The organism is Sphingomonas sp. TDK1, from assembly GCF_001650735.1.
Taxonomy (GTDB): domain Bacteria; phylum Pseudomonadota; class Alphaproteobacteria; order Sphingomonadales; family Sphingomonadaceae; genus Sphingomonas.
Genome location: NZ_LXVY01000020.1, coordinates 72449 through 92129, shown reverse-complemented (window position 1 = coordinate 92129; position 19681 = coordinate 72449). Strand labels below are relative to the sequence as shown.

General features: G+C 67.2%; 15 protein-coding genes. 7 read left to right on the top strand and 8 right to left on the bottom strand.

The window, feature by feature from the left end; genetic code table 11:
• Positions 1-106: 106 nt before the first annotated feature.
• On the bottom strand, positions 107-979 hold the full coding sequence (locus A7X12_RS12230) for a helix-turn-helix domain-containing protein (protein ID WP_064311909.1): 873 nt from the start codon (positions 977-979) through the stop codon (positions 107-109).
• Between the two features lie 114 nt (positions 980-1093).
• On the opposite strand from A7X12_RS12230, the gene pobA reads away from it, so the two are divergent.
• The gene (pobA, locus tag A7X12_RS12225) at positions 1094-2263 is read left to right on the top strand and encodes a 4-hydroxybenzoate 3-monooxygenase (RefSeq protein ID WP_064311908.1); all 1170 of its coding nucleotides are present in this window, start codon (positions 1094-1096) and stop codon (positions 2261-2263) included.
• 2 nt (positions 2264-2265) lie between these two features.
• Positions 2266-3276: an aldo/keto reductase gene (locus tag A7X12_RS12220; RefSeq protein WP_064311907.1), complete on the top strand. Its 1011-nt coding sequence runs from the start codon at positions 2266-2268 to the stop codon at positions 3274-3276.
• A gap of 33 nt (positions 3277-3309) precedes the next feature.
• On the opposite strand, the gene A7X12_RS12215 is transcribed toward A7X12_RS12220, so the two are convergent.
• The 3 genes from A7X12_RS12215 to A7X12_RS12205 all read right to left on the bottom strand — a co-directional run bounded on the left by A7X12_RS12215 (position 3310) and on the right by A7X12_RS12205 (position 6481).
• Entirely contained in the window at positions 3310-3999 is a 690-nt protein-coding gene (locus A7X12_RS12215) for a GntR family transcriptional regulator (RefSeq protein ID WP_064311906.1), read from the bottom strand.
• A 43-nt stretch (positions 4000-4042) separates the two neighbouring features.
• Positions 4043-5119 (bottom strand): aromatic ring-hydroxylating oxygenase subunit alpha, encoded by a 1077-nt coding sequence (locus A7X12_RS12210; protein ID WP_232318488.1) that lies wholly within the window; start codon positions 5117-5119, stop codon positions 4043-4045.
• A gap of 162 nt (positions 5120-5281) precedes the next feature.
• The gene (locus A7X12_RS12205) at positions 5282-6481 is read right to left on the bottom strand and encodes an MFS transporter (protein WP_064311904.1); all 1200 of its coding nucleotides are present in this window, start codon (positions 6479-6481) and stop codon (positions 5282-5284) included.
• A 342-nt stretch (positions 6482-6823) separates the two neighbouring features.
• Here A7X12_RS12205 and A7X12_RS12200 point away from each other — a divergent pair, with 342 nt between their 5' ends.
• Positions 6824-7756: a LysR family transcriptional regulator gene (locus A7X12_RS12200; RefSeq protein ID WP_064311903.1), complete on the top strand. Its 933-nt coding sequence runs from the start codon at positions 6824-6826 to the stop codon at positions 7754-7756.
• Positions 7757-7759: 3 nt separating this feature from the next.
• Here the strand turns inward: A7X12_RS12200 and A7X12_RS12195 are convergent, their stop codons facing one another.
• From A7X12_RS12195 to A7X12_RS12185, 4 genes are all read right to left on the bottom strand, one after another.
• On the bottom strand, positions 7760-8839 hold the full coding sequence (locus tag A7X12_RS12195; protein WP_064311902.1) for a tryptophan 7-halogenase: 1080 nt from the start codon (positions 8837-8839) through the stop codon (positions 7760-7762).
• Positions 8836-11772, bottom strand: coding sequence for a LodA/GoxA family CTQ-dependent oxidase (locus A7X12_RS12190; RefSeq protein ID WP_064311901.1), 2937 nt, complete (start codon positions 11770-11772; stop codon positions 8836-8838). Before A7X12_RS12190 ends, A7X12_RS12195 begins: the two co-directional genes overlap by 4 nt.
• A 519-nt stretch (positions 11773-12291) precedes the next feature.
• Positions 12292-12471, bottom strand: coding sequence for a hypothetical protein (locus A7X12_RS25535; RefSeq protein ID WP_157105584.1), 180 nt, complete (start codon positions 12469-12471; stop codon positions 12292-12294).
• A gap of 127 nt (positions 12472-12598) precedes the next feature.
• Positions 12599-16183, bottom strand: a complete 3585-nt coding sequence (locus A7X12_RS12185) for a hydantoinase B/oxoprolinase family protein (protein ID WP_064311900.1) — start codon at positions 16181-16183, stop codon at positions 12599-12601.
• A 96-nt stretch (positions 16184-16279) separates the two neighbouring features.
• Between A7X12_RS12185 and A7X12_RS12180 the strand changes: the two genes are divergently transcribed.
• From A7X12_RS12180 to A7X12_RS12165, 4 genes are read left to right on the top strand one after another with little or no spacing between them, the layout of a single operon-like run.
• Complete coding sequence (locus A7X12_RS12180; protein ID WP_064311899.1) at positions 16280-16795, top strand: winged helix DNA-binding protein; 516 nt, start codon at positions 16280-16282, stop codon at positions 16793-16795.
• A 12-nt stretch (positions 16796-16807) separates the two neighbouring features.
• Positions 16808-17467, top strand: a complete 660-nt coding sequence (locus A7X12_RS12175) for a 5-oxoproline transporter, DUF969 family subunit (RefSeq protein WP_064311898.1) — start codon at positions 16808-16810, stop codon at positions 17465-17467.
• Positions 17464-18426, top strand: coding sequence for a 5-oxoproline transporter, DUF979 family subunit (locus tag A7X12_RS12170; protein ID WP_064311897.1), 963 nt, complete (start codon positions 17464-17466; stop codon positions 18424-18426). The genes A7X12_RS12175 and A7X12_RS12170 overlap by 4 nt, the downstream gene beginning before the upstream one ends.
• The gene (locus tag A7X12_RS12165) at positions 18423-19424 is read left to right on the top strand and encodes a DUF2891 domain-containing protein (RefSeq protein ID WP_064311896.1); all 1002 of its coding nucleotides are present in this window, start codon (positions 18423-18425) and stop codon (positions 19422-19424) included. Before A7X12_RS12170 ends, A7X12_RS12165 begins: the two co-directional genes overlap by 4 nt.
• Positions 19425-19681 lie beyond the last annotated feature (257 nt).

Here is a 19681-nt window from a genome sequence, read left to right as displayed (position 1 = left end):
GGCGACGGAGGGGGCGGATGCCAAAACCTCTCAGCCGGCGTGGTTCCTCCCCCTCCGAGCCGCTGCGCGGCCCACCTCCCCCTGGCGGGGGAGGATCCCGAGTGCGTTATTCGGCTCGCGTGCGAAACCCGCGCGGCGATATGCCGACATGCCGCGCGAAGAAGCGCGAGAAATAGGCCGGGTCCTCGAAGCCGACCGCGTCGGCGATCTCGCTCACCGAGAGCTGCGAATAGAGCAGTAGCCGCCGCGCTTCGAGCAGTGCCCGCGCGTCGAGCATCGCCGCCGGGCTGCTCCCCGCCACGCGCGAACAGGCCAGCCGCAGCGCGGTGACGCTCACCCCCAGCACGCGGGCATGCACCGCCACCGGCTCGCGCAGGCGGAAACGCGCCTCGATGCGCGCCCGCAGACGCGCGACGATCTCCGCCTCCCGCCGGCTACCCGATCCGGTGCCGCCCGCCGGCCGCGCCTGGCGCAGACTGCGCACCAGGATGGAGAGCAGCGCCGCTTCCACCGCGGCGCGCTGGCCGGGCGCGGACCAGTTGAGTTCCTGCTGCACCTCGCCGAGCGCCGCCGCGACCGCCTCGCCCCCGGCCGTGTCGAGGGCCAGCGCCCGCGGTTCGCGGAACAGTGTCTCGAGCGCATTGTCGCGGGTGGCGAGCTGCGCGAGATAGGCGTCGGCGATGGTGCACACCCAGCCGCGCGACTCCGAATGCCAGGTGAAGCCATGCACGATCCCCGCCGGCACCAGCAGCAGCGCGGGCGCATCGAACGCGACTGTCTCCGCCTCCGCGGTCATCGATCCGCCGCCCTCGGCGATGAGGATGACATGGTGGAGGTCGCGGTGCAGATGCGGTCGGATCGTCCATTCGCTGGGGCGCGAGCGATCGTCGAGGCTTTCGACATGGACGAACCCCTCGGCGACGCTGCGCTGCGGTTCGCCATAGAGGTAAAAGGCGGGGACGGGGCTGCGTTGGCGCATCCCGATACTGTGGCAGGGCCGGGCGGATCGTCCAAGTAAAAGGTTGACCTCTCCCTCACGCGCGGCCTGCGGCTGCGGCAGCATGGCGCCAACGAAGATAGAGGAGAGGCGCATATGCGTACCCAGGTTGCGATCATCGGTGCGGGCCCCGCGGGGCTGCTGCTCGGCCATCTGTTGCGGGCGGAGGGGATCGAGGTCGTCGTGGTCGAGCGCGCCACCCCCGACTATATTCTTGGCCGCATTCGCGCCGGCGTGCTGGAACGCACCGCCACCACGCTCATGGAGCGGATCGGCATCGCCGAGCGGATGCGCCGCGAGGGCCTGCCGCATGACGGTTTCGCGCTGGCGGACGGCGACCGGCTGATCCGCATCCCGGTGACCGAGCTCACCGGCCATCATGTGCTGGTCTATGGCCAGACCGAGCTGACCCGCGACCTGATGGACGCCGCCCCCGAACGCGGCCTGCAGGTGATCTACGAGGCCGCCGACGTCGCGCTGCACGATGTCGAGGGCGACGCGCCGTACGTCACCTACACCAAGGACGGCCGGGCGGAACGGATCGACGCCGCCTTTATCTGCGGGTGCGACGGGTTTCACGGCCCCTCGCGCAAGGCGATCCCGGCCAGCGTCGGTACGGCGTTCGAGAAAGTCTATCCGTTCGGCTGGCTCGGCATCCTCGCCGATGTGCCACCGTGCGACCATGAGCTGATCTACGCCAATCACGACCGCGGCTTCGCGCTCGCCTCGATGCGCTCGGCGACGCGTAGCCGCTACTATATCCAGGTGTCGCTCGACGAGAAGCTGGAGGACTGGCCGGACGATCGGCTGTGGGACGAACTGGCGGTGCGGCTGGGGCCGGAGGCGGCGGCGAACCTCACCCGCGGTCCGGCGCTGGAAAAGTCGATCGCGCCGCTGCGCTCGTTCGTGTTCGAGCCGATGCGCCACGGCCGGTTGCTGCTCGCCGGCGACAGCGCGCATATCGTGCCGCCCACGGGTGCCAAGGGGCTCAACCTCGCCGCGTCGGACGTGCACTATCTGTCCGAAGCGCTGGTCCGCCACTTCAAGGCGGGCGATCAGGACGCGATCGGCGGATATTCGCAAAAGGCGCTCGCCCGGGTCTGGAAATCGGAGCGCTTCTCGTGGCAACTGACCAAGCTGATGCATCGTTTCCCGGATAACGATGCGTTCGATCGCCGGATGCAGCTGGCCGACCTGGACTATATCGCCACGTCGCGCGCGGCCCAGACGACGATCGCCGAGAACTATGTAGGATTGCCGCTCTGACCATGACCTCGCTGCCCACCCGCACGATTGGCCCGTTCACCGTCTCGGCGATCGGCCTTGGCTGCATGAACCTCAGCCACGCCTATCTGCCGCGCCCCGACGCGGCAGCGGCGGCGCGGCTGCTGCTCCATGCGCTGGATGCGGGGGTGACCTTCCTCGATACCGCCGCGCTCTACGGCTTCGGCGCGAACGAGGAACTGCTGGGGCGGACGGTCATGCACCGCCGGGCCGAGTTCACCCTGGCGAGCAAGTGCGTGCTGGGCGGGGCGGACGGCAAGCGCGGGATCGACGGCAGCCCGGAGGCGATCACCCGCACGCTGGAGGAGTCGCTGCGTCGGCTGAACGTCGAGCATATCGACCTGTATTACATGCACCGGCTCGACCCCAAGGTGCCGGTGGAGGAGTCGGTCGGCGCGCTGGCCCGTGCGGTGGAAGCCGGCAAGATCGGCGCGATCGGCCTCTCCGAAATGTCGGCGGCGACGCTGCGGCGCGCGCATGCCGTCCACCCGATCGCGGCGATGCAGACCGAATATTCGCCCTGGACGCGCAACCCCGAAATCGCGGTCCTCGATGCCTGCGCCGAGCTGGGGACCGGATTTGTTGCGTTCTCGCCGGTCGCGCGCGGGCTGCTGGCCGGCAGCGTGGGCGCCGAGGGGCTGCCGCAGGGCGACCTGCGCGGCGGCATGCCGCGGTTCCAGGGCGACAATCTCGCGAAGAACCTCCAGATGGCCGAACGCTTCCGCGCCATTGCGGGGGAAGCGGGATGCAGCATGGCCCAGCTTTGCATGGCCTGGGTGCTGTCGCGCCGTGATTTCATCGTACCGATCCCGGGCACGACGCGTATCGACCATCTCGACGATCTGCTCGGCACCTTCACCCGTCCGGTGTCGGCCGAGGCGCTGGCAGCGGTGGATGCGCTTTTTCCCCCCAACGCCGCCGCCGGCCCGCGCTATGCGGCGGAAGCCCAGTCGCAGGTCGATACCGAAGTCTGGGAAGACGAGCAGCTTGCCTGAGCGGCGGCTTCCTTCCCGGCGATAGACGGAGGATCAGTCCGGCAGCATGCGGAACGCGCGGCGGTTCGCGATCGCGACCGCGGCGTGGCCGCGCATCAGTCGCTCGGCCCGGTCCGCGTCGCCGGCACGGATGGCCTCGAACACCGCACGATGCTCCGCATGGGCGGCGAGAAGATGGCGATATTCGCCGTCCAGATCCTCCCAGTCGAGTGCCAGTGCTGCAGCCGAGGCGAAGGGGAGGTGATTGTTTCGGCCCAGCGCCAGTGCGATGGACGGGTTGCCGCTTGCTGCAATCAGGAGGTCGTGGAAGGCGAGATTGTAGCGATAGAATCCGTCCAGATCGCCATCGACGAGATGCCCCTTGGCGAACAGCGCGTCGCCCTCCGCCAGGACGGCTTCGAAGCGCGCCTGCTCCGCGGGGGTGAGGCGTCGTTCGGTCACGCGGCGAACGGCCAGTCCTTCCAGCACGCCGCGCACTTCGATCGCACCGGTGATTGCCGCCGCGTCAACGGCACGCGGGGTGTATCCGCGCGCACCCAGTTTCACGACAAGCCCTTCATGTTCAAGCGCCCGGAGCGCAGTCCGCACCGGCATGCGCGAGACACCCAGCGCCTCCGCGGTGGGAATCTCGGCGATCCGGTCCCCAGGCTTGATCGTGCCGTCGGCAATCATCCGGCGGAGGGCGACCAGCACTTGCTGGCCTGGCTTTGCAGGCTTTTCCATCGTCCGCGCTTAAAGCATCGCGCGGGCGATGGGCCAAGGGGAGTCAGGCGGCTTGGGCGTCCTGCGTCCGTTCGGCGGCAATGGCGCGATCGATCATCAGCCGCGATCGCACACCGCCGGCGTCGATGTTGAGCTTCATCAGGCGGCGCTCGGGATAGCGCAGCAGGTTGGCTTGCTGGCGCTCCAGCATCTCCAGGTCCTCGCCGAAGATCTTGCCCTGGCCGGTGCGGATCGTGTCGGTGAGTGCTGCGTCGGCAACGGCGAAACGGCGTGCCATGCCCCAGAAATAATGGTGCGAGGTTTCGGTCTCGGGCGTGATGAAGTCGACGACGATGCTGGAAGCCTTCCAGCGGTCCTCGGCGTGGTAGCCGCCGTTCCCGGCAAGCGCGACACCCACTTCGATCAGTACGTGGCTCGGCAGGGTGAAGCGGCAGATCTGCCAGCGATCGACGGGCTGGTCGTCGGGCAAGCCGGCGCCGCGCAGCGCCATCTTCCAGAAGGGCGGCGCTTCGATACCGCCCATGAACCGACGGGTGACGACCTGCTCACCGTCGATCAGCGTCTCGACAGGGGCTTCGTCGATTTCCTTCTGGCCGATACTGGTGCTGTGGACATAGGTTTCGTGGGTCAGGTCCATAAGGTTGTCGACCATCAGCCGGTAGTCGCAGGCGATGTGGTAATAGCCGCCCCCATAGGCCCATTCGGCGTTCTCGGCCCAGTCGAGATGGTGGAGTTTACCCGGGTCTGCGGCCTCCGCATCGCCGGGCCACACCCAGATGAAGCCGTAGCGTTCGATCACGGCGAAGCGCCGGACGCCGGCGAACTTCTCCACCCGCTGGCCGGGCATCGATGTTGCGCGACCGGCGCATCCCATGACCAGCCCGTGATAGCCGCAAACCAGCTCGTCATCACGCACGAAGCCCAGCGACAGGGGGGCGCCGCGATGCGGGCAAAAGTCTTCCAGGGCCGTGACTGCGCCGGCTGCGTTGCGGAAGAACACCATGGGCTGGCCGCAGATGGTGCGGCCGAGGGGACGGTCAGCGAGCTCCTCGGCCGATGCGGCGACATACCAGGCGTGCAGGGGCCAGGGGGGCGAGATCGCGTCTAAGGGCGCTGCCACAGCATCCTCCATCCAAATGCATCGTTGTTATTGGATCCAATATGACTGAATTTGGAGGGGGGTCAATCACCAAGTTGCATGCGCTTCGGCACCCGTGATGGGGCTCCTACTGGCGTGACCCATGGCAACGGAGGGCGGGGAAGAACGACTGGCCACCCGCCATCAGTGCTCCTTATGGACCAGCGCCAGCCCGGCCAGGTTCAAGAGGAGGGCCGTTGCGACGAACCCGCTCCAGCCAAGCCCGGCCATGAGAATCGGGGTGAGCAAGGAGAAGAGGCTGCCGCCCAGAAAGGTGCCGGTCGAGTAGAAGGCGTTGAGGCGCATGCGGATCTCGGGAGTTAGTCCGTACAAGGTAGCGCGCAGGGTCACGTCGGTCCCGATCGAGCCGATTCCGACGAGCACCATCCCTGCCACGATGCCGAAGTAGCTTGCGGGTATCAGCAGCAGCGCCACCCACCCGGCGGTGTTGAGGAGGAAGGCCAGCCGCAGTGCCGGCGCCATGCTGCGCCGGTCCGCCAGGCGGCCAAGCACCGGTGCCGAAAGGGCTGCGGTCACCGCGACCAGGGAGAGCCCGCCGATCTGCCGCGTGTCCAGATGGAAGGGGGCCTCCTGGAGATGGAGTGTGAGGCCTACCCAGAGCATGTTGAAGCTGCCGAAGCTCAGCGCCTGGAGCAGGGTCGATCGACGCAGCAGCGCGGAGGTCTGAGCAAGCGTGACAAGCGGGCGCATGAGCTCGCCATAAGGTTGTGGCCGAAGGTCGGGCGTCGGAGGCATGCAGCGCCGCATGACCGTGGCCATGATGAATGTCGCGAGTGCGGCGGATGCGTACACGGCGCGCCAGCCCCACGCGAACCCGGCCATTCCGGCAAGGGACCGTCCCAGCATGATGCCGGTGAGAATGCCCGTGGCGAGCATCCCGGTGATAGTGCCCCGGCGCGCCGGCGCCACCAGTCGGGTGGCGTAGGCCGGTAGAAGATAGGTAACGATGCCACATAGTCCGGCGACAAGGCCGGCTAAGAAGAATAGCGCCGGGTGTTCGGTGGACGCCATCACACTCAGTGCAACCGCCTGGAAGAACAGAAGCGTGGTGGTCATCATCCGATTGTCGATACGATCGCCCAATGGGAGAATGAGAAACATGCCTGCGGCGATGCCGACCTGCGTCATGGTCGGCGCGAGCCCGGCGAAAGACTTTGAAATGCCGAGGCTTCGGGCGATGTCGAGGAGCAGCGGCTGGCTATAATAGTTGTTCGCCACGCATACCGCGCATGTCAGGCCGATCAGCAGAAGCGTGCTCGGTGAGAGGCCGCGGGAGCCGCCCACGCGCGTGCCGCCACCATCGGCTGTGCTGGAGCGGCTCATGCCTGCGGCTCAACCGGCCGCACCGCGTGCGGGTAGCTTGATGACGGTGGGGCGTCGAAAGCGGCGTTGAAGATGGCGTCGTGCGCGACGCCGATCGCTTGGCCGCATTCCATCCGTGCCGACGCTTCGCGGCGAGGTCGAAGAAATCGGCTCGGCGCCCAGGCTCGCCTTTCGTCACGTACCGTCGTGGTCCGGCGCGCTTGGCGAGAGAGGGAAATGTGCGGCATCGATCAATTTACCTTCCTTCGAGACCAGTCGCCTCGCAGGACCCGAGATACGGCTTCCCATCTTCGTCAACTAGGCGCCTCTTTTTAGAAGCAGCTTTCCATTCTATGAGACGTCATGGATCGCCTCGAAGCTATGGCATTGCTGGTCGCAACGGTAGAATGTGGCAGCATGTCGGCTGCTGGTCGCAAGCTTGCGGTGCCTGTTGCCACCCTCAGCAGAAAGCTGTCGGAGCTGGAAGCGCATCTTGGCGTTCGCCTTCTCACGCGCTCCACTCGGAGGCTGGAGCTGACGGAGGCCGGTGCTGCCTATCTCGCCGCTTCCCGTCGCATTCTCGAAGAAGTAGCCGAAGCGGAGCGGGAGGCGACGGGCGAGTATCTGCAGCCTCGCGGCGAGCTCGTGCTCACCTCACCGCTTTCTTTCGGTCGGCTGCACGTTCTGCCGATCGTCAACGCGTTCCTGAGCGAGAATCCCGAAATTTCAGTTCGGCTTGGCCTTTCGGATCAACAGATGGACCTGATGGGCGAGCATATCGACCTCGCCTTTCGCATCGGCAACCTGGCGGACAGTCAGCTGGTAGGCCGCCGCATCGGCGACATACGATGGGTAGTCGTGGGGGCACCCGATTTTCTTGCAGCGCATGGCACGCCCAGCGTGCCGGCCGAGGCGGCAGCACTGCCCTGCGTTGGCGTCGACTACATGCATCTTGCCAGTTCGTGGCGGTTCCGAGATTTGGAAACCGGCGCCGAGCATCTGCAACCCGTGCGGCCGCGCCTAGCGGTGAGTACGGCACATGCTGCCATCGATGCGGCGGCTGCCGGTATGGGGCTGACGCAGACAGTGTTGTACGAGGCAGCGCCCGCGATAGCGGCAGGCAAGCTGAAGATCGTTCTGCCTGCGTACGAGGCCCGGCCGCTTCCTCTCTCGATCGTGTATCCTGGCCGCGGGAGAATGCCGCTCAAGACGCGCAGTTTTCTTGACTTCGCCGCGCCGACACTAGCAGCCGAGATGCAGCGCCTGGATGCGATCGCTCGCGGCGCCAGCCTCTAGCGCTCACCGCATTGGGCTGGCGGCGATGGAGCGGCGTTGCCAGAACGGCGCGGCCGGCCACCGCCGCTCCATTGCATAATAGGTTCGGTGGTGCGCGAGATAGGCGTGCCAGATGCGGGCAATCCGTGTAGCGTGCCCCTGTATCGCCGCGGCGTTTCCGCCGAGCAGCGCGCGCGCCGCCTCACCGGCCTCCATGCCCGTGACCAGCGCGTTGAACAGCCCTTGCGAGGAAAGTGGATCGAGCGACATGGTGCAGTCGCCTGCGGTGAACCAGCCCCTCCCGGCGGCGCTGCCAGCGGCGCTGTGCGCGGCACAAAGCGCCGAGCTCGACGCGTCCGCCGGATCGATATCGCCGATCGCCGCCGCCAGGCCCGGGACGCGCTGCGCCGCATTGGAGGGGCCTTCTTCCAGTACCTGGCGCAGCATCGGCTGATCGCTGTCACCATGGAAGGCGATGACGCGCCTGCCGTCCGCGAGCGCTGCCGTATACCACCAGCCATCCGGCACGGCTTCGGTGTACGTGGCGGGATCCTCGCCGCGCTGCCGCACCCGCTGATAGGCGCAGGCGAGCTTGTCGGTCGCCATGCGGCGCTGGCCGTACGCGCGGAGAAGGCGCGAGCGCCTGCCGCCGGCGTCGATGACGAGATGCGCGTCGAGCGCCTCGCCGGTATCCAGCGCGATCGTCCAGCCGGACGCGGTACGCACCAGCGCCTCGACCGCCGCAGGTGCGATCAGCATCGCCCCGCGTGCCACCGCATCGGCGCGGAGGTCTCGTTCGAAGCGTGCGCGATCGAGCCGCCAGCCGACACCGTCCGGATCGCGAAAGGCGTCGAGCGACACGGCCTCCTCGGAACCCCAGCGGCTGACCTTGAGCGGGGCTTCGGCATGGCCCGCTGCCGCGAAACGCTCCCACGCGCCGATCGCGATCAGAACGCGGCGCGCGGCACCGGGCAGCGTCTCGCCGATCCGCCAGCCGGGATCGACGACGCGATCGATCAGCGCCACCGACGCGAAGGGCGCCAGTGTGGCGGCGGCGGCACACCCCGCCGCGCCCGCACCGATGACCGCGACATCGACCTTCACCGCTGTCGCGGCAGCCCGCGGGGGAAGCGATTGACCAGGTCGATGCCCGACAGGTCGACTTCGGTCGCCGAGCGCACGCCGCGACGTTGCGTGGCCTCGGCGCGCAGCTGCCGGGGGGCGGTGCCGAGCATTTCGCCCTTTTCGGTATAGCTTTCCTCCTCGGGCGTGATCAGCTTGGCATAGTCCTCGACCTCAATGAACGCCGGGAATTCCGGATCGCCGGGGCCTTCTCGAACCTCGACGACGCCGAGGAAATCGAAGTGCTGGATCATATTGTTGATCTGATGGGTGTAGCCGTCCGCGCCGAGCGGCTCGATCCACGCTTCGCGGTTGGCGAACGCCTTTTGTCGCTCCGACATCGGCCGGCTCTTGTCCATCACGATGTCGTAATTCTCGCGCGTCAGCACTTCATTGGGCACGCGCGCCGGCCAGAAGCTCGGGACATAGGGATCGTAGCTCGGCGTATAGCCCGAGCGGCAACTGCTCGTGTCCGTCTGCCACGGCACCGCCATCCAGCGCGTGATCCCGCCGGGGAGCTGGCCGTAGAGCGGGCCATTGGGAATGGTCACCGAATCGGTGGTAAGCACTTCGCTCTGCAGCGGTTCGACCCAGCCTTCGGGAGCATGGAGGAAGCGGAACGGCGCCATGTACATCGTTGCCGAACGCACCGGCCAGGTCATCTCGCAGCCCGGGTGAAAGGCATCGGCGAGGCAGAATTCGAGCGCCGCCTGAGTCAGCATCTCGCCCTGCTCGGCGAGCGGCACCTCTTCGATGTCGCGGGGCGGCTGTCGGTTGGGATCGTAATCCTCGTCGAAATTGCCTTCCGCCCAGCATTGCAGCATCGCCATCTGGCAATCGCTCAGCACCGCATTCTGGCGCGGCGTATCGGCCGGCGGGATGTTCATCGCATCGCCATAGAGCCAGGGCCAAGGCACCGGCGAATAGCTGTCCGTCTGGAAGTTGCGGAAGTTGTTGTAGATCACCCGCCGCTGCTCGCGATAGACGGGGCTGGCGCTGGAGAGCCGCTGGAGCGCCTCCGCGCTGGTCAGGTCGAACGCGCCTTCCCAGCCGAACCCGCCGGCGAACCCGGCATTGACCCATTGCAGCCCTTCCATCCGCTCGAAGATCGGCAGGATCTCGCGGGTGAAGGACGGGCGCTTCGGCGCGGCGAGCATGTTGGCCTTGATCGCGACGTCGCGCATCAAATCCCACATCGTGCGGACCGACTTGCGCTGCGGCCCGTAATTGGGCGGCGCGACGACCACCCAGGCGGGCACGACCTGGAGCTGCTCGCCGTTGAGCACGACCTTGGCCGTGATCGGGCCGTCCGAGACATCATCATACCAGCCTTCGTTGTTGGCGAAGGTGATCGCCGCCGCACCGTCATAGCTTTGCGAAATGCCCTTGCCGCCCAGCAGGGTCAGCCGCTTGGCGTCGTCGGTCGACGCTTCGCCGAGCGCGACGGGGATCTCCATGAACGCGCCGTCGAATTTGGCTGACGCATTGGCGCCGCGCAGGGTCTGCGCCTTGGGCGTGATCGCCAGCCGCGATCGGTCGGCGACACCCGGATTGCGCAGCGTCGTCGGCGGCGCATAGTTCGCCTCCGGAATGTCGAGCGCCAGCTGGAACCCGTACCAAGCCGCCTTCTGGTTGGCGAGCTGGACCGTCCATTCGATCTCCGCGTCCGAATCCTTGCCCGTCAATTCCCGAACGATCTCGCCGCGCGCGTTGCAGCCATAGATCCGGAAGCGCGCGGCCTGGCGCTTGAGCTTCTTGTGCTTGTCGCGGTAGCTGCCGGGGGGCAGCGGCAGCGGATCGATCACTTCGGGGCCGTAGAAATACTCGTCGCTGGAACCCACCCGTGCGACCCCGATCGCTGGATAGATCACCGCCTGGACGATGCAATGGTCCTCGGGAAAGGGTTCGGGATGGGCCGGGCGCGGCGCCACCGGGTCCTGCAACGGCTGACCATTGGCGGTGTGACGCATGCGGGCGCCGGCGGCATAGACCTCGCGCCGCACCACCGCGATGGAGGATTCCTTGCTCGGGGCATTGGCGGCGGGCACGCGCCATATGTTGAACGCGAGACCCTGGCCATACTCGGACTGACCGCGCGCATCGACACGTTGGCGCGGGATTTCCACCGTCGCGACCGGTACGAACGCGCTTTCCGCCTCCGGCCATTCCACCATCGCCTGATCGAGCGGCATGGTTTCCGGATTGGTGCGGCGCTGCACCTCCAGCACGAAGCGATATCCGCGGGTCGACAGGCGGTTGAGGAGGTCGATCGCCAGATAATCGGGGGCGTCGTCGGCCACGTCCTCGGGCGGGGTTTCGGGAACGAGCCGGTATTTGACGATCTCGCCGCCCAGATGGAACGGCAGGATCGCCCAGTAGGTGGTGGTCAGCACCGATCCGCGCGGCGCCGTCATCGCATTCAGGATCGCATTGGTTTCCGGGTGGCGCGCGAGATAGGCGTCATAATCGTGCTGGACGACGCCGGCATAGGTGAACTCGACCATCTGCTGCGCATCGTCGACGAAGAAGCGCGACGCCGCCTGCATGATCAGATCGGCGGTGTTGCCGACTTCTCCAAGCGCATTCTCGCCGGCCACCCCGAATAGCTTGAGGCCGATGCCGAGCGTCGAGCCCAGGTCCGGCGCGGTCGGCGCGGTGTCGCTCGAAAAGCGCATCCAGGCATCCAGGCGCGCATGCGCGAAAATGCCGACGCACCAGTCCTCGGGGATATCCGGGTGCCGGACGAACTGGCCATGGGCGACGCCGTGCAGCTTGCGGAAGACGGCACGCTGCGCGGGTGGCGGATCGACGCGGGTTCGCTTGGCCTGACCCATTTCGACGAACATCTCGACCAGCCGCTTGGTGGCGGTTTCTGGCGTATCGAAACATTTCGGTACGGGCAGTTCCTTTTCCATGTAATCCTCCCGCGAATACGGCCAACACAAATTCACGCGTGTCGAACGAAGATCGTTCGCAGCGCTTTCTTGGGCCCGAGAGATTCATGGCAATCTAGATGGCAGGATTGTTCTTCCTGCGTCCATCATTGGCCCATGGATATCGAATCATCAGTTTGAAGTGATTGAGTCCGATCCGGAGAGCAATTGCGATAATGTCAGGAAGTACGGCCGGCGCAAGCATAAGATGCTGCATGTTGGTGCTTTGATCTCAAGAACGGATGCGTGTGACCCATGCCTCTATCCGAATGCCTTGGAAGGACCGAATATGTCGTCCAGAGGTGTCCGCCGGGCACCGCCGGTAGACAAGCATCAGCAACAGATTGCGCTTGAGCGTGCTTGCCAGCGTACAGGCGTCGATGACCGCGTGTACCGTTTGGAGAACAAACCCCTACAGCTGCTCCGCGTCCAGCTCCGCGGGCGCCGACAACGCGCTGCCACGGGGCTCTATGTGGACCGATCTATCATCCGATATTCGCATTAAGCGCAATTAAGCGAAATAATCGCAATCGGGCTGTGTTTCGGCCAGTAGATGCCGTCGATTATCTCTGCTGAAGCACCATGTGAAGGATGTCCCATGATCGGCGCAGCGACGTGCCGCGGGTCGATGCCGTTGAATACTTGGCGATTGAGCAAAGCGCCGCGCGCGGTTTGTTCCAAGCTGGCTGTTCCTGCTAGCAAGAACGGATCTCGCCGCCGGTGATCGGCTTTGCCCCTATGATCTGCCAGTGCGAGGTACCCCCTGCGCTGACGACCCGAAGGGGCTGCCGCCAGGCCCCCTTAGCGCTTAAGATTCAAGACCCGCACCAAAGCCGCCCCCGCCGGGGGTTTCGATCACAATCCGGTCGCCGCTATCCAGCTCGGCGCGTGCGGTTCCGCCGATCGTCTCGCTCCTGCCGTCCGCGCGTTCGATCCGCTGGGTGCCAGGTTGCCCCGGGCTCCCACCGGCAAGCCCGAACGGTGCCACCGTCCGTCGAGAGGCGACCAACGTGACGATCATCGGCTCAAGCACAGTCACCGCGCGTACCGCGCCGTTGCCGCCCGGCCATCGCCCCGCTCCACCCGATCCTCGCCGGATCGCGAATTGCTCGAGCCGCACCGGATAGCGCAGCTCCAAAATCTCGGGGTCGGTGATCCGGGTGTTGGTCATGTGCGTGTGCACAGCCGAGGCACCGGCAAAGCCGGGGGCCGCGCCTGCGCCGCCGCAGATCGTCTCGTAATATTGGTGGCGGTCGTTGCCGAAAAGGAAGTTGTTCATCGTCCCCTGCGAGGCTGCTGCCGCCCCCAGCGCGCCGAGCAGCGCATTGCACAGCGCCTGGCTGACCTCGGTATTGCCGGCAACCACCGCGCTGCCCGGCGGCGGCGCGAGGAACGAGCCTTCGGGGATGACGATGCGCAGGGGCGCAAGGCAGCCTTCGTTGAGCGGGATCGCCTCCCCCGCCAGGCAACGAAACGCATAGAGCACCACCGCGCGCGTGACCGAGGGCGGCGCGTTGAAATTGCCCGCACTCGCTGGACCGGTGCCGGTGAAGTCGATCACCGCCGTGCGCGCCGCCTGATCGACCATCACCGCCACCTTGAGCGGCGCGCCATTGTCCAGCCGGTCCTCGAACACGCCGTCCTGCAAACCGGCGACCACCCGGTGAATGCTCTCCTCGGCATTGGCCATGACATGGCCCATATAGGCGCGGACCATCGGCCAGCCCCGGGCGGCGACCAGTGCCCGCAGTTCAGCCACCCCGGTGGCATTGGCGGCAAGCTGCGCCTTGATATCGGCGACGTTGACGTCCGGGTTCCGAGCCGGCCATTCGGCCTCGGTCAGCAGCCGGCGGAACGCGGCTTCCTGGAACACGCCGCCATCGACGAGCAGGAAATCGGCGATCACCACACCTTCCTCGGCGAGCCGCGCCGATTCCGGCGGAGTCGATCCGGGGGTGAGCCCGCCGATATCGGCATGATGGCCGCGATTGGCGACGAAGAATCGAAGTTCTCCGCCGTCGAACACCGGGGTGATCACGGTCACGTCGGGGAGATGCGTGCCGCCATGGAAGGGATCGTTGAGCGCGATCGCATCCCCCGGCTTCAGCGTCGCCCCGCGCCGCGCCAGCACCGCGCGCACGCTGTCGCCCATCGCGCCGAGATGCACCGGAACGTGCGGCGCATTCGCCACCAGCCGCCCCTCCACATCGAACAGCGCGCAGGAGAAATCCAGCCGCTCCTTCATGTTGACGCTGCTCGAGGTGTTGCGCAGCACCACCCCCATCCGCTCGGCGATGCCCATGAACTGGGTGTTGAACAGTTCCAGCTGCACCGGATCGGCGATCGCCGGATCTGCTTCGACGCGGGCGCCGGCGCCTTCGTGATCCAGCACAAGTTCGCCGCCGTCCCGCACGCCGAGCACCCAGCCCGGCTCCACCATCGTCGTCGCGGTCGCCTCGCGGATCAGCACCGGGCCTTCCAGACGATCGCCGGGGCGCAACGCCGCGCGATCAAGCACCGGCACCGCATGCTCGGCGCCGCCCGTCCACAACGGCACGACTGCCAGGGCAGCAGGGATCGGCCCCTCACGCGGCGGCAGCGGCGGCAGCGCAACGGTCTCGCCGGGCAGCACCGCCTCGACCATCAGGCTCTCGATCACGATGTCTCGGTCCGGGCTGGTGAAGCCGAACCGCGCCTGGTGCGCGGCCTCGAACGCCGCGCGCATCGTCGTCGCCTCGCCGAGCGGTACGCCAAGGGCGGTGTCGGTTCCGGCATAGCGCAGATGCGCCGTGCTGGCATGGTGCACTGCAGGGCCGCCGCCGAGATCGCCGGCCGCTTCCCTCCCCAGCAGCAGCGCCAGCGCCTCCACGTCCGCGACCACTGCGGGGACAAGAGGTTGCTCGACCGAGCGCTGGCGGAGCGCAGCGCGATCGGCCAACCCCATGCCATAGGCCGAGAGCACGCCCGCCAATGGATGGATCAGCACCTGCCGCATCCCCAGTACCTCGGCGACACGGCAGGCATGCTGCCCGCCCGCACCGCCGAAACATTGCAGCACGAAGCCGGCGACATCCTCGCCGCGCTCCAGGGCGACGCGCTTGATCGCCGCCGCCATGTTAGCGACCGCGATCGAGAGGAAGCCCTCCGCCACGGCGCGCGGATCCTGCGGCGTGCCGGTTGCCGCCGCGATCTGCTCGGCCAGTGCGGCAAAGGCCTGTGCCACCGCGTCCCGGTCGAGCGGCTGGTCCCCGGCGGGGCCGAACACGGCGGGGAAATGCTCGGGGCGGATCTTGCCGACCAGCACATTCGCGTCGGTCACGGTCAGCGGCCCGCCGCGCCGATAGGCAGCCGGACCCGGATTGGCGCCTGCGCTGTCCGGTCCCACCCGGTAGCGCGTGCCGTCGAAATGCAGGATCGAACCGCCGCCGGCCGCCACCGTTTCGATCGCCATCATCGGAACGCGCATCTCGACGCCTGCCACCTCCGCATCGAACACCCGCTCGAAGCTGCCGGCATAGAGCGCCACGTCGGTGGAGGTGCCGCCCATGTCGAAGCCGATCACCCGGTCGAAGCCCGCCCGCTCGGCGGTGCGCGCCGCGGCGACGACGCCGCCGGCCGGGCCGGAGAGGATCGCGTCCTTGCCCTGGAAATGCGCGGCATCGGCAAGCCCGCCATTGGACTGCATGAAATGGAGCGGCGTGCTGCCCAGCGCACCCGCGACCCGATCGACATAGCGGCGCAGCACCGGCGACAGATAGGCGTCGACCACGCTGGTCCGCCCCCGCGCGACCAACCCGATCAGCGGGCTGACCGCATGGCTGGCGGAAACCTGCGCGAACCCCGCCGCGCGTGCCAGGTCGGCGACCCGCGCCTCGGTCGAAGGGTGCGCCCAGGCATGGGTGAGCGCGACCGCCACCGCTTCGTGGCCGGCGATCCGCGCCGCCCGCAGATCGGCAAACACGGCATCTTCGTCGAGCGGCACGATCGTCTGGCCGTCGCGGTCGATCCGCCCGCCAATCTCCAGAACGCCGTCGTGGAGCGGCAGCGCAGGCCTGATCGCGAGATCGAACAGTGCGGGTCGCGCCTGGTTGCCGATCGCCAGCAGATCGGCAAAGCCGCGATCGACCACCAGCAGCGTCCGCGTCCCCTTGCGCTCCAGCAGCGCGTTTGTGGCCACCGTGGTGCCCATCTTCACTTCGTCGATGAGGCCCACCGGCCAGGGATCGTCCACCCCGAGGCCGAGGATTTGCCGGATGCCGGCAATCGCCGCATCTTCATATAGTTCGGGGTTCTCGCTGAGCAACTTGGCGGTGGAGAGTGTGCCGGCGGGCGCGCGCGCGACGATATCGGTGAAGGTGCCGCCACGATCGATCCAGAACCGCCACCCGCCCATGTCCCACACCCTCAACTACAATTTATCGATGAATCGCAGTATAAATGTTGACAGTTCGATTGCATAGCGCAAGCTTCCTGCAGCGGGAGGTAGACGATGTCGGAGCAGGCGAGAGGCAAAGCGATCGTATCGTCAGCGCATCTCGCCGATGGCGCCGCGCCGACCTTGTCGGAGCTGGAGTTCAGCCTCACCCTCGCCGCCACTGCCTATCATCGCTGGATCGCGCGCTGCGCCGCCGCAGCCGGCATCGCGCTGGCCCCGCTCGAAGTGCTGATCCTCCATACCGTCCGCCATCGCGACCGGCCCAAGCGGCTTGCCGACATCGCGCTGGTCCTCGACGTCGAAGACACGCATCTCGTCACCTATGCCATCCGCAAGCTGGAGAAAGCCGGGCTGGTGACGACGCGGCGCGCGGGCAAGGAAAAGCTGATCGCCGCGACGCAGGCGGGCGTGGAGTTCTGCACTGCCTATCGCGCAATCCGGGAGACGGTGCTCGCCGAGTCCGTCGCCGCCGATGGCCCGGATGCCGCGGCGCTGGCCCAGGCCGCCGGGCTGCTACGCCGCCTCTCCGGCCAGTACAACCAAGCGGCCCGCGCCGCCGCGACGCTCTAAGGAGGCGTAGCGATGCTGGTCCTGTCGGGCATCGTCATCATCGTCCTGGGCTTTGCGCTCCGCATCCATCCGCTGCTGGTCGTCACCGCCGCGGCGTTCGCCAGCGCGGCGGCGGCCGGGCATGGGCCGATCGCGGTGATCGCACTGATCGGGAAGGCCTTTGTCGACGCGCGCTTCCTTGCCGTCGCCTGGCTGGCGCTGCCGGCGATCGCGTTGCTCGAACGCGCGGGGCTGCGCGAACAGGCGCGCGCGGTCGTGCAGCGGTTGCGGCGGGCGACGGCCGGCCGTGTGCTGCTCGGTTATTTCCTGCTGCGGCAGGCGGCAGCCGCGCTCGGCCTCACCGCGCTGGGCGGCCATGTGCCGATGGTCCGCCCAATCGTCGCGCCGATGGTGGAGGGCGCGGCCGAGCGCGACGCCGACGCGCCGCTCGACGACGACACGCGCCAGCGCCTCCGTGCCCATGCCGCCGCAGTCGATAATATTGCACTGTTCTTCGGCGAGGACGTGTTCATCGCAGTCGGCTCGATCCTGCTGATCCGGGCGATCCTGCAGCAGGAAGGTGTAACAGTCGCGCCGCTGGAAGTGGCGATATGGGCGATCCCCACCGCGCTTGCCGCGCTGCTGATCCACGGAGCCCGGCTGTTGCGGCTCGACGGCACGCTCCCGCGATGATCGGCTTAGACGCGATCGGCATCGCCGCCGCCACCCTCCCCGCCGCGGTCGCGCTGCACCATGCGCGCGACACGCATTCACCCCGGCACTGGCGGAATGCCGCCTTCTGGGGCGCCTTTGCCGTCACGCTCGGCGCAGGCCCCTGGCTCCCCGATCTGGTCAATGGCTGCCTCGTGCTGGCAATGGTCGCGCTGGCGACGCTGGGACTCAAGCCGGGGCCCGTCACCACGACCGATGACTCGACCCGCGCGACGCTCGCCCGGCGATGGGGCGCCCGGCTGTTCCTGCCGGCGCTGGCGCTGCCGCTGGTTACCCTCGGCGGCACGCTCGCCCTTCCACAGGGGCGGCTGGTGGGCATCACCTTGATCGACCCAAAGCAGGTGACGCTTGCCGCACTTGCCACCGGGGCCGCGGTTGCCCTTGCCCTCGCGCTTCTCCTGACCCGTCCGCCCCGCGGCACCACCGCCACCGAAGCGCGCCGCCTGGTCGACGGGATCGGCTGGCCGATGGTCCTGCCCCAGATGCTCGCGGCGCTGGGCGGCATCTTCGCGCTGGCCGGCGTCGGCAAGGTCGTGGCGGGCGGCGTGCTAGGGTTGGTCGCGGTCAATACGCCCTTCGTCGCGACCCTGGTCTATTGCCTGGGCATGGCGCTGTTCACCCTAGTGATGGGCAACGCCTTTGCAGCCTTCCCGATCATGACGCTGGGCATCGGCGTGCCGATCCTTATCCACCAGCTGCACGGCGACCCCGCCGCGGTGGCAGCGCTAGGCATGCTGTCCGGCTTCTGCGGTACGCTGCTCACGCCGATGGCGGCCAATTTCAACATCGTCCCCGTCGCGGCACTGGAGCTGCGCGACCGGTTCGCGGTGATCCGCGTGCAGGCACCGACCGCGCTGCTGCTGCTCGTCTTCAACATTGCGGCGATGACGCTGCTCGCCTTTCCCGGAAGCCCGAAATGACCCCCGATCTCGCCGCCAGCTTTGCCCGCATCGCGCTCGGCCATGTCGAGCGCGAATATCCGCACAAGGCAGACCATGTGATGGACGGGGATGCGGACGCCTATATCCCGCATCTCGTACACCCCATCTTCTACGGCAGCTTCGATTGGCACAGCTGCATCCACGGCTATTGGCTGCTCGCGCGCGTGCGGCGGCTATTCCCGGAGCTTGCCGAAGTGGCCGCGATCGATGCGCTGTTCACGCGCGCCATCACGCCCGGGAAGGTGGAGGCGGAACGCGCCTATCTCGACCGCCCGAGTGCGCGGAGCTTCGAACGCCCCTATGGCTGGGCCTGGGCATTGATGCTGGCCAGCGAGCTGATCGTTGCCGACAGTCCCCATGTCGCCACCCTGCAACCGCTGGCCGATGCGTTCGTCGCGCGCTTCCAGGCGTTCCTGCCCAAGCTGCACTATCCGGTGCGTGCAGGCTTTCATTCCAACACCGCCTTCGCGCTGGTGCTGGCCGAGCGCTATGCGCGAGTTTCCAGCAACGAAGCGTTCCAGACCACCCTCCGCGAAGCCGCATTGCGGTGGTTCTCACACGATCGTGGCGCGCAGGCATGGGAGCCGAGCGGCGAGGACTTCCTGTCTCCGACGCTAATGGAGGCGCTGGCGATGCATGCGCTGCTGCCGGCGGAGCGGTTCGCACCTTGGTTCGCCGCATTCCTTCCGGATCTCGCCGCCGGGCAGCCCGCCACTCTGTTCACGCCCGCCCGGGTCAGCGATCGCAGCGACGGCAAGATCGCTCACCTCGACGGGCTTAATCTCAGTCGCGCTTGGGCCATGCGAAGCTTGGCACGTTCGGTTTCCGATGTAGTTGCCAGCGTATTGAACGCAGCCGCAGCGCAGCATCTCACAACAGCCATCGACGAAGTGGCAGGGGACTATATGGGTGAGCATTGGCTCGCCAGTTTTGCGATGCTTGCGCTGACCGGGACCGACGGTACGCGAAGGCGATAGGTTCGAGCTGGCGCGTCCCCGCATCGGCCCGCGTCCTTCGGGGCACTTGGGGTAAGCTGCAAGCGAGCGGTTCCCGTAGATGCCCCACCGGCCATACCGCGCCATGGAAGTGAAGGCGAGCGTAGCAAGGGCACAGAGAGGGTGAGGGTGAGGGTGAGTCGACCGACGAACAACGGAATCGGCCCATCGGGAGCGGAGTGCCGGTATACGGGCTCAGCTTCAACCTTCCCTACCTACCCTTGGATGCGCAGCGGAAC